At 67.1% G+C, this 13,531-nt stretch carries 9 protein-coding genes and 1 riboswitch; of the genes, 7 read left to right on the top strand and 2 right to left on the bottom strand.

Going from position 1 to position 13,531, the window contains the following annotated elements; translation table 11 throughout:
• The first annotated feature begins 18 nt into the window (after window positions 1-18).
• Window positions 19-1,161 (top strand): AmmeMemoRadiSam system radical SAM enzyme, encoded by a 1,143-nt coding sequence (amrS, locus tag ALSL_RS10310; RefSeq protein WP_126538880.1) that lies wholly within the window; start codon window positions 19-21, stop codon window positions 1,159-1,161.
• Here amrS and ALSL_RS10305 read toward each other — a convergent pair.
• Window positions 1,140-1,832: a M15 family metallopeptidase gene (locus ALSL_RS10305; protein ID WP_126540211.1), complete on the bottom strand. Its 693-nt coding sequence runs from the start codon at window positions 1,830-1,832 to the stop codon at window positions 1,140-1,142. The genes amrS and ALSL_RS10305 overlap by 22 nt on opposite strands.
• Before the next feature lie 267 nt (window positions 1,833-2,099).
• Between ALSL_RS10305 and clpB the strand changes: the two genes are divergently transcribed.
• Both clpB and btuB read left to right on the top strand, forming a co-directional pair.
• A complete protein-coding gene (gene clpB, locus ALSL_RS10300; protein WP_126538877.1) occupies window positions 2,100-4,688 on the top strand; it encodes an ATP-dependent chaperone ClpB in 2,589 nt (862 codons plus the stop codon).
• A 104-nt stretch (window positions 4,689-4,792) separates the two neighbouring features.
• Window positions 4,793-5,021: riboswitch (cobalamin riboswitch) on the top strand.
• 147 nt (window positions 5,022-5,168) lie between these two features.
• Window positions 5,169-7,052: a TonB-dependent vitamin B12 receptor gene (gene btuB / locus ALSL_RS10295; RefSeq protein WP_231700208.1), complete on the top strand. Its 1,884-nt coding sequence runs from the start codon at window positions 5,169-5,171 to the stop codon at window positions 7,050-7,052.
• Window positions 7,053-7,122: 70 nt separating this feature from the next.
• Here the strand turns inward: btuB and ALSL_RS10290 are convergent, their stop codons facing one another.
• Entirely contained in the window at window positions 7,123-9,576 is a 2,454-nt protein-coding gene (locus ALSL_RS10290; protein WP_126538870.1) for a TonB-dependent receptor plug domain-containing protein, read from the bottom strand.
• A gap of 206 nt (window positions 9,577-9,782) precedes the next feature.
• Here ALSL_RS10290 and ALSL_RS10285 point away from each other — a divergent pair, with 206 nt between their 5' ends.
• From ALSL_RS10285 to ALSL_RS10270, 4 genes are all read left to right on the top strand, one after another.
• Window positions 9,783-10,103 carry an FmdB family zinc ribbon protein gene (locus ALSL_RS10285; RefSeq protein ID WP_126538868.1) on the top strand — a complete coding sequence of 107 codons (321 nt, stop codon included), beginning with the start codon at window positions 9,783-9,785 and terminating at the stop codon, window positions 10,101-10,103.
• Between the two features lie 111 nt (window positions 10,104-10,214).
• Window positions 10,215-11,978 carry an aspartate--tRNA ligase gene (gene aspS, locus ALSL_RS10280; protein WP_126538866.1) on the top strand — a complete coding sequence of 588 codons (1,764 nt, stop codon included), beginning with the start codon at window positions 10,215-10,217 and terminating at the stop codon, window positions 11,976-11,978.
• Between the two features lie 106 nt (window positions 11,979-12,084).
• Entirely contained in the window at window positions 12,085-12,723 is a 639-nt protein-coding gene (locus tag ALSL_RS10275; protein WP_126538864.1) for an esterase/lipase family protein, read from the top strand.
• Window positions 12,724-12,788: 65 nt separating this feature from the next.
• Entirely contained in the window at window positions 12,789-13,523 is a 735-nt protein-coding gene (locus ALSL_RS10270) for a YebC/PmpR family DNA-binding transcriptional regulator (protein WP_126538862.1), read from the top strand.
• The last annotated feature ends 8 nt before the right edge of the window (window positions 13,524-13,531 follow it).

Genomic DNA, 13,531 nt, shown 5'->3' with positions numbered 1-13,531 from the left:
CGCCGCAAGAGGTCTTCGATGAACACTCCTGAATCCGTTCCGGCGCACGATACCGTCGTGCCGGCACGTTATTGGCATCTGCTCGACGACGGCCGCGCGCAGTGCGATCTGTGCCCGCGGTTTTGCAAGCTGCACGAGGGGCAGCGCGGTCTGTGCTACGTGCGCGGCTATGAACACGGGCAGATGAAGCTGTACAGCTATGGCCGCTCGAGTGGTTTTTGCATCGACCCGATCGAGAAAAAACCCCTCAACCATTTCCTGCCCGGCACGCCGGTGCTTTCTTTCGGGACTGCCGGTTGCAACCTGGCCTGCAAGTTCTGCCAGAACTGGGACATGTCCAAATCGCGCGAGATGGACACCCTGCAGGACCGGGCGATGCCGGAGGACCTGGCCCGCGTGGCCGAGCAGACCGGCTGCCGCAGCGTCGCCTTCACCTACAACGACCCGGTGATCTTCCTCGAATATGCGGTGGATACCGCCAAGGCCTGCCACGAGCGCGGCATCAAGACGGTGGCGGTGACCGCCGGCTACATCACCGAGGCGGCACGCGAGGAGTTCTTCCGTCACATGGACGCGGCGAACGTCGACCTCAAAGCCTTCACCGAGCGTTTCTACCGCGAGGTGTGTGGCGCGCAGCTGCAGCCGGTGCTGGACACGCTGGTCTATCTCAAGCACCACACCCGGGTCTGGTTCGAGCTCACCACCTTGCTGATTCCCGGCCAGAACGATTCGGACGAGGAGATCGACCGGATGACGCAATGGGTGGTCCGTGAGCTCGGTCCCGACGTGCCGATGCATTTCACCGCTTTCCATCCGGACTGGAAAATGCGCGACACGCCGCCGACGCCGCCCGCTACGCTGACCCGGGCGCGGCAGATCGCGCTGCGCAATGGCGTGCAGTTCGCCTATACCGGCAACGTGATCGACCCGGAAGGCGCCAGCACCTGGTGCCCGACGTGCGGCGCGCTGCTGATCGAACGGCTGGGGTACGAGATCGGACACTGGGGGCTCGATGCCCGTGGCGCCTGCGCCGGCTGCGGCACGGTCATCCCCGGCGTGTTCGAGCCCATGCCTGGGCAATTTGGGGCGCGCCGCATTCCGATCCGGCTCGCCCGGGCGCCGCATTCGCCCGATCCGGCTCACTCCACCGGCACGTCGTAACGCAGGTTCGCGGCCGCGCCGTCGAAGGTGTAGTGCCACCATTCGAGCGGGTAATTGCGAAAACCCGCCTCTTCCATCGCCGCGCGCAGCCGGGCGCGGTTGGCGCGCTGGTCGGCAGTCAGCCCCGGCGCGTCGGTATGGGCGAGCGGATCGAAGTAGTCGAAGCCGGTCCCCATGTCCAGCGGCGCGCATGTCCGTCCGTCGACGCAGCGCAGGAGGGTGAGGTCCACCGTCGCCCCTTGGCTGTGGCCCGAGACGGGCGCGATGTAGTCGCCCAGCAACTGGCTTTTGGCCAGGCGCGGGTAATGCGCGGCCTTGCCACGCTCATCCTCCGCGGGCGCGTGTGCCCAACGCACGAAATCATCCACGGCGCGGACCGGCCGGTAGCAATCCCAGATCAGCAGTCGATAGCCCTGGGCCCGCAAGGCACGCTCGGCGCGTGCCAGGGCATCGGCGGCCGTTGGCAGCAGCAGGCACTTCGGCGCGAGATAGCCTTTCGCCGGGCGGCCCAGGAAGTTGTCGCTGCCGGCGTATTGGATGTCCAGGGCGAGGTCGGGGACACGGCTTCGCACGTCGATGAGCCCCGCCGCCGTGGCGGTGCGCGCGGGCGAGATGGGCGGCACCACCGCCGCCTGGACGTTGACACCCAGGAACGTGCGCACCAGCACCATCGTCCAGACCGCGACCCGTGCGGCGCGCCGGTATGGACGGCCCTGCCGGCCCAAGCCATGCAAGCTGCCGGCATGAGGCTGCGCTGGAAAGGCCGGGCATGCACGGGCGGTCATGGGCTTGAGGTCCGCTGGATGGGGTGGTCAGCATGCTGCGTCTTCCCGCCCCATGCAAAGCGCGCCGCCGCCGCTTGAATCGGCACATCCCGTCCGCATGTTTGGCGGCAGTGGCGAGCGTTCGCCAAACATTTTCCTGGGGAGAAACCCACCATGCGTATGGACAAACTCACCTCGCGCTTCCAGCAGGCGCTGGCCGATGCGCAATCGCTCGCGGTCGGCCGTGACCACAACATGCTCGAGCCGGTGCACGTCATGCTGGCCCTGCTCGACCAGCAGGGCGGCTCGGTCACGCCGCTGCTGACCCAGGCCAAGGTCAACGTGCCCGCCCTGCGTCAGCGTTTGGCTGAACTCCTGGAGCGGCTGCCGAAGGTCAGTGGTCAGGAGGGCAACATCCACGTCAGCAACGATCTCAATCGTCTGCTCAACCTCACCGACAAGCTGGCCCAGCAGCGCGGCGACCAGTTCATCGCCAGCGAGCTGTTCGTGCTCGCCGCCCTCGAGGACAAGGGTGAACTCGGCAACGCGCTCAAGGCGGCCGGCGCGACCAAGGCCAATATCGAGGCTGCAATCGACAAACTGCGCGGAGGAGAGAAGGTGCAAAGCGAGAATGCGGAAGACCAGCGCCAGGCGCTGCAGAAGTACTGCATCGATCTCACCGAACGTGCCGAGCAGGGCAAGCTCGATCCGGTGATCGGCCGCGACGAGGAAATCCGCCGCGTGATCCAGGTGCTGCAGCGGCGCACCAAGAACAACCCGGTGCTGATCGGTGATCCAGGCGTGGGCAAGACCGCGATCGTGGAGGGCCTGGCCCAGCGCATCGTCAAGGGCGAGGTACCCGAAGGACTGCGCGACAAGCGCGTGCTCGCGCTCGACATGGGCGCGCTGATCGCCGGCGCCAAGTACCGCGGCGAGTTCGAGGAACGCCTGAAAGCCGTGCTCAACGACCTGGCCAAGAGCGAGGGCCAGATCATCCTGTTCATCGACGAAATCCACACCATGGTCGGCGCCGGCAAGGCCGAGGGCGCGATGGATGCCGGCAACATGCTCAAGCCCGCACTCGCGCGTGGTGAGTTGCACTGCATCGGCGCGACCACGCTGGACGAATACCGCCAGTACATCGAAAAGGACGCCGCGCTGGAGCGGCGCTTCCAGAAGGTCTACGTCGGCGAGCCCTCGGTCGAGGACACCATCGCCATCCTGCGCGGCCTCAAGGAGCGCTACGCCGTGCACCACGGCGTGGAGATCACCGACCCGGCGATCGTCGCCGCGGCCACGCTCTCGCATCGCTACATCACCGATCGCAAGTTGCCGGACAAGGCCATCGACCTGATCGACGAGGCGGCCGCGCGCATCCGCATGGAGATCGACTCCAAGCCGGAGGAGCTGGACCGTCTGGAGCGGCGGCTGATCCAGCTCAAGATCCAGCGCGAGATGCTGAAGAAGGAGACCGACGAGGCCTCCAGGAAGCGGCTGGCCGACCTCGAGGCCGAGATCGCCAAGGCCGAGCGCGAGTTTTCCGACCTCAACGAGGTGTGGAAGGCGGAAAAGGCCGCGTTGCAGGGCGTGACCAAGATCAAGGAACAGATCGAGCAGGCACGGCTGGAACTCGAGGCCGCGCAGCGCCGGCAGGACTACGCCAAGATGAGCGAGATCCAGTACGGCGTGCTGCCGGAGCTGGAAAAACAGCTCGCCGCCGCGCAGGCCGCCGAGCAGAAGGGTGAATTCAAGCTGGTGCAGGACAAGGTGACCGCCGAGGAGATCGCCGAGGTCGTCAGCCGCTGGACCGGCATCCCGGTGTCCAAGATGCTCGAGGGCGAGCGCGAGAAACTCCTGCACATGGAGGAGGAACTGCACAAGCGCGTGGTCGGCCAGGACGAGGCGGTGCGCGCGGTCGCCGATGCCATCCGCCGTGCCCGCGCCGGGCTTTCCGATCCCAACCGGCCGAACGGTTCGTTCCTGTTCCTGGGTCCCACCGGCGTCGGCAAGACCGAGCTCTGCAAGGCGCTGGCCGAGTTCCTGTTCGATACCCAGGACGCCATGATCCGCATCGACATGAGCGAGTTCATGGAGAAACACTCGGTGGCGCGGCTCATCGGTGCGCCGCCCGGCTACGTGGGCTACGAGGAAGGCGGCTATCTCACCGAGGCGGTGCGCCGGCGTCCGTACAGCGTGATCCTGCTCGATGAGGTGGAGAAGGCCCATCCGGATGTCTTCAACATCCTGCTGCAGGTGCTCGACGATGGCCGGCTCACCGATGGCCAGGGTCACACGGTGGACTTCCGCAACACCGTCATCGTGATGACCTCTAACCTGGGTTCGCAGCTGATCCAGGAGCTCGAAGGCGACAACAGCGAGGAGTCCTACACCAAGATGAAGGCCGCGGTGATGGGCGTGGTGCAGGCGCATTTCCGGCCGGAGTTCATCAACCGCCTGGACGAGATCGTGGTGTTCCGTCCGTTGGACAAGGCGCAGATCCGGGCCATCGCGCGCATCCAGATTGGCTATCTGGAGAAGCGCCTGGCCGAGCGCCAGCTCAAGCTCGAGATCAGCGACAAGGCGCTCGATCTGCTCGGCAATATCGGCTTCGATCCGGTCTACGGCGCGCGGCCGCTCAAGCGTGCGATCCAGCACCAGCTGGAAAACCCGCTGGCCCGCGAGATCCTGGAAGGCCGCTTCCCGCCGGGTTCGATCGTCAAGGTGGATGCCGAGAACGGCCAGCTGGTGTTCCGGCGCGGTTGATCGCCTTTCCCGTCCCGTTGCGAGGCCGGCTCTTGCCGGCCTCGTCGTTTTTCAGCCCCGTGCGGAGCCGTTTTTTGCGGCGCCGCACGGCAAGACGGCCTGCTACACTGCGCGCGCCTCGAGGTGACCGCGCCGACGTTCGTCGGTGCGGTTGAAACGGGAATCCGGTGCCGCCTGCCCTTGCGCAGGCCATGCCGGAGCTGCCCCCGCAACGGTAGGCGAGCAGACGTTCCGCATCAGGCCACTGTGCTTTGGCATGGGAAGGCGCGGATCGGGAGGTTCGATGGAACCTCGCTCGCGAGCCCGGAGACCGGCCCCGCGGCAAGACCCGGCATGCGGAGGGCGATGCCATGGGGACGGCCGGTCGGCCGGCACCTTCCTTTCCGCATGTCTATCTCACCGTTGCGGACCGCGCGGGCAGGCGCGGGACCGGGAGTATCGAACATGCTCGTGAATGGAAAATCGTTGCATCGCCGCGCCTTGACCGCCGCCCTGACGGGTGCGCTTGCGGCTTCGTTTTCAGGCGGCGCGTGGGCCGCGACCTCGGACGACGCCACGGCCGCGACCTCGGACGACGCCACCGATCTAACCGGCGTCGTGGTCACCGCCACGCGCACGGCGCAGACCCAGGACCAGACCCTGGCCGCCGTCACCGTGATCGACCGCGCGGACATCGAGCGTCTGCAGCCGGCCTCGTTGATGGACCTCCTGCGCGGCACTCCCGGCATGCAGCTGGCCAACAACGGCGGCCCCGGCAAACTGACCTCGATGTTCCTGCGCGGCACGGCTTCCGACCACGTGCTGGTGCTGGTCGATGGATTCAAACTCGGCGCGGCCACCAACGGCGCCGCGGCCATCCAGGACATTCCGCTCGAGCAGATCGAGCGCATCGAGATCGTGCGCGGGCCATTTTCCAGTCTGTATGGTTCGGAGGCGATCGGCGGCGTGGTGCAGATCTTCACCCGCCAGCCGCAGGGCGATTTCAATCCCAATCTGATGCTGGGCTTCGGCAGCGATCATCACGCGGCCGCCTCGGCGGGAGTGGGCGGCAAGGTCGGCGACGGCTGGTACGCGCTGGAAGCCAGCCACGACAACACGCATGGCATCAATGCCTGCCGACTCGGCGCAGCGGAAGCTTTCGCCGGCTGTTATGTCGATCAGCCGGACCGCGACGGCTATCGCAACAACGCGATCACCCTGCGCGGCGGTTACCGCTTCACGCCCACGCTGGATGGCGACGTGCAGTTTTTCCGTGCCGAGGGCCACAACGAATACGACGGCAGCGTGGCCAATGCGGCGGACGATACCTCGCAGGTGGCCGGCGGCAAGCTGCGCTGGCAGGCCCTGTCCAACCTGGATGTGAGCCTGGGTTTGGGTGAAACCATGGACCTGGCCGAGGACTACCTCGATGGCCGTCCGGTCGACCATTTCGATACCCGGCGCACGCTCGGCACCGTGCAGGCCGATCTTTCGCTGGGCGAAGGCCTCTACAGCGCCGGTTTCGACTGGCAGCGCGACAAGTTGGCCAGCAGCAGCGATTTCGCCGTGGATCGCCGCATCGACCGCGGCCTGTTTGCGCAGTGGCAGCAACGCTTCGGCACGCAGTCGCTGCAGGCCAGTGTGCGCCGCGACGAGGACGGCCAGTTCGGCGGCAAGAACACCGGCAGCCTGCTGTGGGGATGGGATATCGTTCGCGACCTGCGGGTGACCGCCAGCTACGGCAGCGCCTTCAGGGCGCCGAGCTTCAACGAGCTCTACTACCCCTATTACGGCAATGCCCGCCTGAAGCCCGAGCGCTCGCGCAACCTCGAATTCGGCGTGCGCGGTACGCCCGGCTGGGGCTGGTGGTCGGTCAACATCTACCGCAACGTGGTGAGCGATCTAATCGCCTACGACACCGCGCTGGTCGACGCAGAACATCCCTATGGCGGGCCGAACAACATCGATCGCGCGCGCATCCGCGGCGCCGAGGCGACCGTGGGCACGCGCATCGCCGGCTGGACGGTCAACGCCAGCGCCAGCTGGCTCGATCCGCGCGATCGCTCGCATACGGGCGAGGACGGCAACCTGCTGCCGCGCCGTGCACGGCAGACCGCCCGGCTGGATCTCGATCGCCCGTTCGGCGCCTTCAGTGCGGGTGCCAGCTGGTTCGTCTCCGGCTACCGTTACGACGATGCCGCCAACCTGCATCGGCTCGGCGGCTATGCGCTCACCGACCTGCGGCTGGCCTGGATGGTCGATCGGGACTGGAAGCTGCAGCTTGCTCTCAACAACGTCTTCGACAAGCGCTACGAGACGGCCTGGTACTACAACCAGCCGGGCCGCAACTTCATGCTCAGCCTGCGCTGGCAGCCGGCCCGTTGAATGCCGGGCGATGACCTAAAACGACGCGGGCGGCTGAGCCGCCCGCGTGCTTTCCAGCCACCCGGCAGACTCACCAGCTGTAGCGAACCTTGCCGTACACATAGGCGCCGTTGTAGCCGAAGGGCGAGAACGTGGAATAGGGCAGGGTGCCGTTGTTTCTGTTGGCGGGGATGTTCTTGTCCGGGTAGGTGTCGGTCGCGTTGTCCACACCCAAGGTGAAGGTCCAACGGTCGACGTTGTAATTGGCGGCCAGATCGAGCACCCATTTGGGGCTGAACACCTGGTCGTAGAGCGGGTTGGTCTGGCTGTAGGAGGTGTAGCGGCCATAGCGGGTCAGGGTGCCCGACAGGTTCCAGCGACCGACGGTGTACTGCTCGTTGAGGATCAGCTTCATGCGCGGCGCGCTGTCGGCGAGCAGGCCCTTGATATCGCGCCGGTCCAGACGCTTGAAGTTGACACCGAGCGCATCGAGTACGGCCGGATTGGGCTTGACCTTGGTCACCTCGTTCTTGTTGTAGTTCGCGCTGAAGGTGGTCTGCAGCGTGCCGGCATTGCCGAAGTCGCTGAGATAGGTCGCGACGATGTCGATGCCGCGGGTACGCGTGTCGGCGGCATTGGTGAAATAGGAGATGCCGCTGTAGTTGAGGTTGTCGATGCCGTTGGCGGCGAGATAGGAGCGCACCGCGGGGTTGGTGGTAGGCAGCGAACTCGACAGTACGATGCGGTTGCCGATGGTGATCTTGTAGAGATCGACGCTCAGGGTGAGCGGGTCGGTCGGGTTCCACACCATGCCCACGGTGTAGTTGTGCGACTTCTCCGGTTTGAGCGGCTGCGCGCCGAGCAGGCGGGCAACTTGGTTGTCCACCGGCTGGAGGCCGGAATTGTAGATACCCGCCGGCAGGCCCAGGGAATTGCCGGCACCGTAGTAGTAGGACGACACCGACGAATAGTGCTGCTGGGCGAGGGAGGGCGCGCGGAAACCGGTGGAGGCGCTGGCACGCAGGGCAAAGCGCGAGGTGAAGTCGAAGCGCCCGGCCAGCGCGCCCGAGGTGGTGGTGCCGAAGTCGGTGTAATCCTCGTGCCGGCCGGCCAGCGAGACGCCGAGACGGTCGGTGAGGTTGGTCTCGAGGCTCACGTACTCGGCCACGTCGTGCCGTGACCAGGAACCGGCGCTGATCGGCTGCCAGCCGGCAAAACCCTGTGCGCCGCCGGCCGTACCGGAAGTGCCGACATACCAGGACGCCGGCTCGCCGGCATCGATGCCGTAGCTCTGGCGCAGGTATTCGGCGCCGAAGGCCACGGTGAGCGGGCTGGGCAGCCAGTTCGGCGTGAAATCCTTGGCCAGATCCACGTCGAAGGCTTCCTGATCGTCGTGCAGGATGCCATCGTCAAATCTGCGCGGACTCGAGCCGAAGTCCTTGAGCCAGGCCAGGTTGACGCTGTTGCGGGTTTCGTAGGACACCCGGTTGCCGCCGTAGTTGCCGCTCACGTCCCAGCGCCAGCCGTCCCAGGTGCCGCGCAGGCCGAGCACCAGTGAGCGGTCGGTGGAATCGCCATGCTCGAGCGGCAGATAGCCGTCAGGGTAGATGTTCGCGATCAGCGGACTGCTGTTGCCGTAGCGGAAGAAGGCTGGGGAGGTGCTCTGGCGACGACCGAAATGGCCGAAGGCGTAGAACTGCACGTCCGGGGTGAAGTCGTACTGCGCGTTGAGCAGCAGGTTGTTGTCATGCACGTCCGGATCGCCCTGCCGGTAGCGCACGCCATAGCTGCTGTAGGCCGGGCGACTGTCAACGCCGGCATGGTTGGTGTGGTCCTGGTTGCCGCTTTGCAGGGTGAAGCGCAGCCAGCCCTTGTCGCCATTCAAGGGGATGCCGAAATTGGCCGAGCCCTGCCACTGCCGGCCATCACCGTGGGTGTACTGACCGCCGGTGACCTCGACGTCGCCCTGCTTGGCGCCCTGCTTCAGGATGATGTTGATCACGCCGGCGATCGCATCGGAACCGTATTGCGCGGAGGCGCCGTCGCGCAGCACCTCGATGTGGTCGACGGCCGCGATCGGGATGGTGTTGAGGTCCACCGCCTGCGAGCCGCGGCCGAGCACGCCGTTGGTCAGGAGCAGCGCGCCCGGGTGCCAGCGCTTGCCGTTGACCAGCACGAGCACCTGGTCGGGCGACAGACCGCGCAGCTGGGCCGGCCGCTGCGAGTCGGCGGTGTCCGCCACCGAAGGGCGCGGGAAATTGAGCGAGGGAATCAGGCGCGCCAGCGCGGTGGGCAGCTCGCTGGTGCCCATCTGCTGCAGATCCTTGCCGGAGACCACGTCGATCGGCGTCAGCGAGCTGTCAACCGTGCGGTTGGCGGTGCGCGTGCCGGTGACGATCACCGTGCTGAGTTCCTTGGCCTTCTCGGGCGTGGCGGTGGTGTTCGTCTGGCCGGCATCCTGGGCCTGGGCCAGGGCGGACCCCAGGGCCAGGCACAGGGCCGTGGGCACGAGTACGCGACGATGGCGGGCGGTATGCGAAGACATGAGATCATTCCCCTTGGCGCAGACAGTTGCGCGCTTGTGCCGCAGCCTAGGACCTGCCTGCCCTGCGGTCAATAGACGTCTGGACATCCAAATGCCTCAAGACGAGGCGAATGGTCAGCCGGCGCGGATTGAATTTCCAAGCCACGCACCAATAATCGCGGCGTCGTTGCCGGCCCGTGTCCGGCGCCTTGCTTTGGAGCCTTCCCATGCCGATCTACGAGTTCGAATGCACCGCCTGCGGCCATCGTTTCGATCGTCTGCAGAAGATGGCCGACCCCGATCCCGAATGCTGCCCGCAGTGCGGCGCGCCGCGCGTGCGGCGACGGGTCAGCGCGGCCGCGTTCCGGCTGGCCGGCAGCGGCTGGTACGAAACCGATTTCAAGAAGGACGGCGACAAGAAGCGCAATCTCGCCGAAAGTCCCGCCGCCGAGGCCAAGCCGGCAGCGACGCCCGCCCCCGCGCCGGCACCCGCCGCGCCGGCGGGCGAGGCCAAATCGGGTGGCGCCAAGGCGGCCGACAGCGCCTGATGAGGGACCGTGCGGCTGCGCGGTGAGCAGTTGAGGGGAGCCTGTCCGGGCGGCCTGGGAGAGGGCGCGATGCTAGACTTGCGCGCTTTCTTCTGCCGTCCGGGTCATCCCATGCGCACGCACTACTGCGGCCTCATCGACGAGTCGCTGATCGGTCAGACCGTCGTCCTCTGCGGTTGGGTCGATACGCTACGCCTGCAAAGCCACGTCGCCTTCATCGACCTTCGCGATCACGAAGGCATCGCCCAGGTGGTGATCGAGCGCGATCACGCCGAGGCTTTCAAACTGGCCGCCGATCTGGGCTACGAGGACTGCCTGCGCGTCACCGGTACCGTGCGCCGGCGGTTGTCGATCAACGAGAAGCTGCGCACCGGCACCGTCGAGCTGCTGGCCGACACCGTCGAGGTGCTGAACGCCGCGCGTGATCTTCCTTTCGCGTTGCACGAGCAGCCGAACGAGGATCTGCGCATGACCTACCGCTACCTCGACCTGCGGCGGCCGGAGATGCAGCGCATGATCCGCACCCGCATCCGCCTGGTGCAGGCGTTGCGGCGTTACCTCGACGCGCGCGGCTTCCAGGACATCGAGACGCCGATCCTGACCAAGGCCACGCCCGAGGGCGCGCGCGACTACCTGGTGCCGAGCCGCGTGCATCCGGGCAAGTTCTACGCGCTGCCGCAGTCGCCGCAGCTGTTCAAGCAGCTTCTGATGATGGCCGGCTTCGACCGTTACTACCAGATCGCGCGCTGCTTCCGCGACGAGGACCTGCGTGCCGATCGCCAGCCGGAGTTCACCCAGCTCGACATGGAGTTCGCCTTCGTCGAGGAACGCGACGTGCAGGACTTCGTCGAGACCATGATCCGCGAGGTGCTGAAGGAGGTGGCCGGCATCGCGCTGGACGATCCGTTCCCGCGCATGACCTGGGCCGAGGCGATGCGCCGCTACGGCTCGGACAAGCCCGACCTGCGCATCGCGCTGGAACTGGTCGATGTCGCCCACGCGTTGAAGGCCGTCGAGTTCAAGGTGTTCGCGCAGGCCGCCCATGATGCGAACGGCCGTGTCGCCGCGCTGCGCGTGCCGGACGGCGCCGGCATGAGCCGCAAGGAGCTCGACACGCTCGCCGAGTACGTCGGCCGCTACGGCGCCAAGGGGCTGGCCTGGATCAAGGTGGACGATCCGGCTAAGGGCCGCGAGGGCGTCACCTCGCCGGTGGCGAAATTCCTCGACGATGCCGCTCTGTCGGCGCTGCTCGAGGCCACCGGCGCGTGCGCGGGCGACATCGTCTTCCTCGGTGCCGGCAAGTGGAAGACGGTCACCGAATCCATGGGCGCGCTGCGGCTCAAGGTCGGCAGGGACCGTGGCCTCGTCGAGCATGCCTGGAAGCCGCTGTGGGTCACCGATTTTCCGATGTTCGAGTACGACGAGGCGGAGCGTCGCTTCGTCGCCCTGCATCACCCGTTCACCGCGCCCAAGGTCGATGATATCGACGAGCTCAATGCCAATGCGGCGATCGCGGTGAGCCGCGGTTACGACATGGTGCTCAACGGCAACGAGATCGGCGGTGGCTCGATCCGCATCCATCGCCCGGAGATGCAGCGCGCGGTGTTCGAGCTGCTCGGCATCGGCGCCGAGGAGGCCGAGCAGAAGTTCGGCTTCCTGCTCAAGGCGCTCAAGTTCGGCGCACCGCCGCACGGCGGCATCGCCTTCGGCATCGACCGCATCGCCGCGCTGATCGCCGGCACCGAGTCGATCCGCGACGTGATCGCCTTCCCCAAGACCACCAGCGCGCAAGACCTCATGACCGACGCCCCCTCGCCGGTCGGCGCGGCGCAGCTCAAGGAACTGCACGTGGCGGTGACGGCCGCGCCGGAGTGAGCCGGCCGGTGACGTGCGGCCGCGGGGCGGCGGCCGGGCGGCTGTCCGTATCGATGCCGCGCGCACCCTCTCCGCGGGCGGTGCCGCCTGACTTGGCTGCGCGGCCATGAGCGAGCACGTCATCCTGCTGCATGGCTTGTGGATGCGTGGTTTCGCGCTCGGCCTGCTGCACCGGCGGCTGATGGCCGAAGGCTACCGCGTGCACCGTTTCGACTACCTGAGCGTGGCGATGCCGCAGGCGGACATCCTCGGCCGGCTGCATGTCCGGATGCGTGCGCTCGCACCGGGTCCGGTGCACCTGGTCGGCCACAGCCTGGGCGGGCTGCTCGCCCTGCGCGCCTGCCAGGACACGCCGGGGCTGCCGCCCGGTCGCATCGTCTGTCTCGGCTCCCCGCTCAAGGGCAGCGCCGCGGCGCGCGCCTTCGCCCGCCTGGGCCGCGCGGGCGAGGCGCTGCTCGGCGGCAATCGCGATCTGCTCGAGCGCGGCTTCGAGCGCTGGGACGGGGTGCGCGAGGTCGGCGTCATCGCCGGCCGCGTGCCGCTCGGTCTGGGCGCGATGGTCGGCCAGCTCGAGGGCGAGCACGACGGCACCGTGGCCGTGGCCGAGACCCGTCTGCCCGGCATCACCGATCACGTCGTGGTCGAGGCCAGCCATCTGGGCCTGTTGTTCTCGCAGGAGGCAGCCATGCTCGCCACCCGTTTCCTGCGTCACGGTCGCTTCGCTGCGGCGCCCGGCGAGGGCTGACCCGCGGGATCGGGCGCTTGCGCTAAAATCACCGGCTTGTCCCACGTTTGCTGGATGATGACGCCATGGGTAGAGGCCCTTCCATCGAAGGCCGCAAGAATGCCGAGGACGCCAAGCGCGCCAAGGTGTTCACCAAGCTGATCCGCGAGATCACCGTCGCCACCCGCGCCGGCGTGCCTGATCCTGCGCTCAATCCGCGTCTGCGTTCCGCAGTGGACAAGGCGCTGGCGGCGAACATGAGCAAGGACACCATCGAGCGCGCGATCAAGCGCGGCTCCGGCGCCGATGGCGGCGCCAAGATGGAGGAATTGCGCTACGAGGGCTATGGTCCCGGCGGGGTGGCGCTGATCATCGAGTGCTTCACCGACAACCCGGTACGTACCGTGGCCGACGTGCGCCATGCGCTCACCAAGCACGGCGGCAATCTCGGCACCTCCGGCTCGGTGGCGTTCCAGTTCACTCGCTGCGGCGAGCTGGTGTTTCCCACCGGCGGCGATGCCGCGCGCGAGGAAAAGGTGCTGGAGGCGGCGCTGGACGCCGGCGCCGACGACGTCGTCAACGAGCACGGCGAGAGCGTCGTGCTGTGCGCGCCGGAACGTTTCGAGGCGGTGCAGCAGGCCATGGCCGAAGCCGGGCTCGTCGCCCAGCATGCCGGCGTGGTGATGCGGCCGAACAACCGCGTGGCGGTGTCCGCCGAGGCGCAGGAGGAACTGGCCGAGCTGCTCGAACGGCTGGAGGCGCTGGATGACGTCAGCGTGGTCTACCACAACGCCGAGCCGCCCGAAGAAAACCGTGCCTAGTCCGCGCC

Source organism: Aerosticca soli, from assembly GCF_003967035.1.
Taxonomy (GTDB): Bacteria; Pseudomonadota; Gammaproteobacteria; order Xanthomonadales; family Rhodanobacteraceae; genus Aerosticca; species Aerosticca soli.
This window is presented reverse-complemented; position numbering and strand designations above follow the sequence as displayed.

What these genes read in the sequence shown, in the direction of transcription:
- ALSL_RS10305 (WP_126540211.1), bottom strand. Translation starts at nt 1,832, where the DNA reads ATGGTGCTGGTGCGCACGTTCCTGGGTGTCAACGTCCAGGCGGCGGTG.
- clpB (WP_126538877.1), top strand. Translation starts at nt 2,100, where the DNA reads ATGCGTATGGACAAACTCACCTCGCGCTTCCAGCAGGCGCTGGCCGAT.
- amrS (WP_126538880.1), top strand. Translation starts at nt 19, where the DNA reads ATGAACACTCCTGAATCCGTTCCGGCGCACGATACCGTCGTGCCGGCA.
- ALSL_RS10275 (WP_126538864.1), top strand. Translation starts at nt 12,085, where the DNA reads ATGAGCGAGCACGTCATCCTGCTGCATGGCTTGTGGATGCGTGGTTTC.
- ALSL_RS10270 (WP_126538862.1), top strand. Translation starts at nt 12,789, where the DNA reads ATGGGTAGAGGCCCTTCCATCGAAGGCCGCAAGAATGCCGAGGACGCC.
- ALSL_RS10285 (WP_126538868.1), top strand. Translation starts at nt 9,783, where the DNA reads ATGCCGATCTACGAGTTCGAATGCACCGCCTGCGGCCATCGTTTCGAT.
- aspS (WP_126538866.1), top strand. Translation starts at nt 10,215, where the DNA reads ATGCGCACGCACTACTGCGGCCTCATCGACGAGTCGCTGATCGGTCAG.
- ALSL_RS10290 (WP_126538870.1), bottom strand. Translation starts at nt 9,576, where the DNA reads ATGTCTTCGCATACCGCCCGCCATCGTCGCGTACTCGTGCCCACGGCC.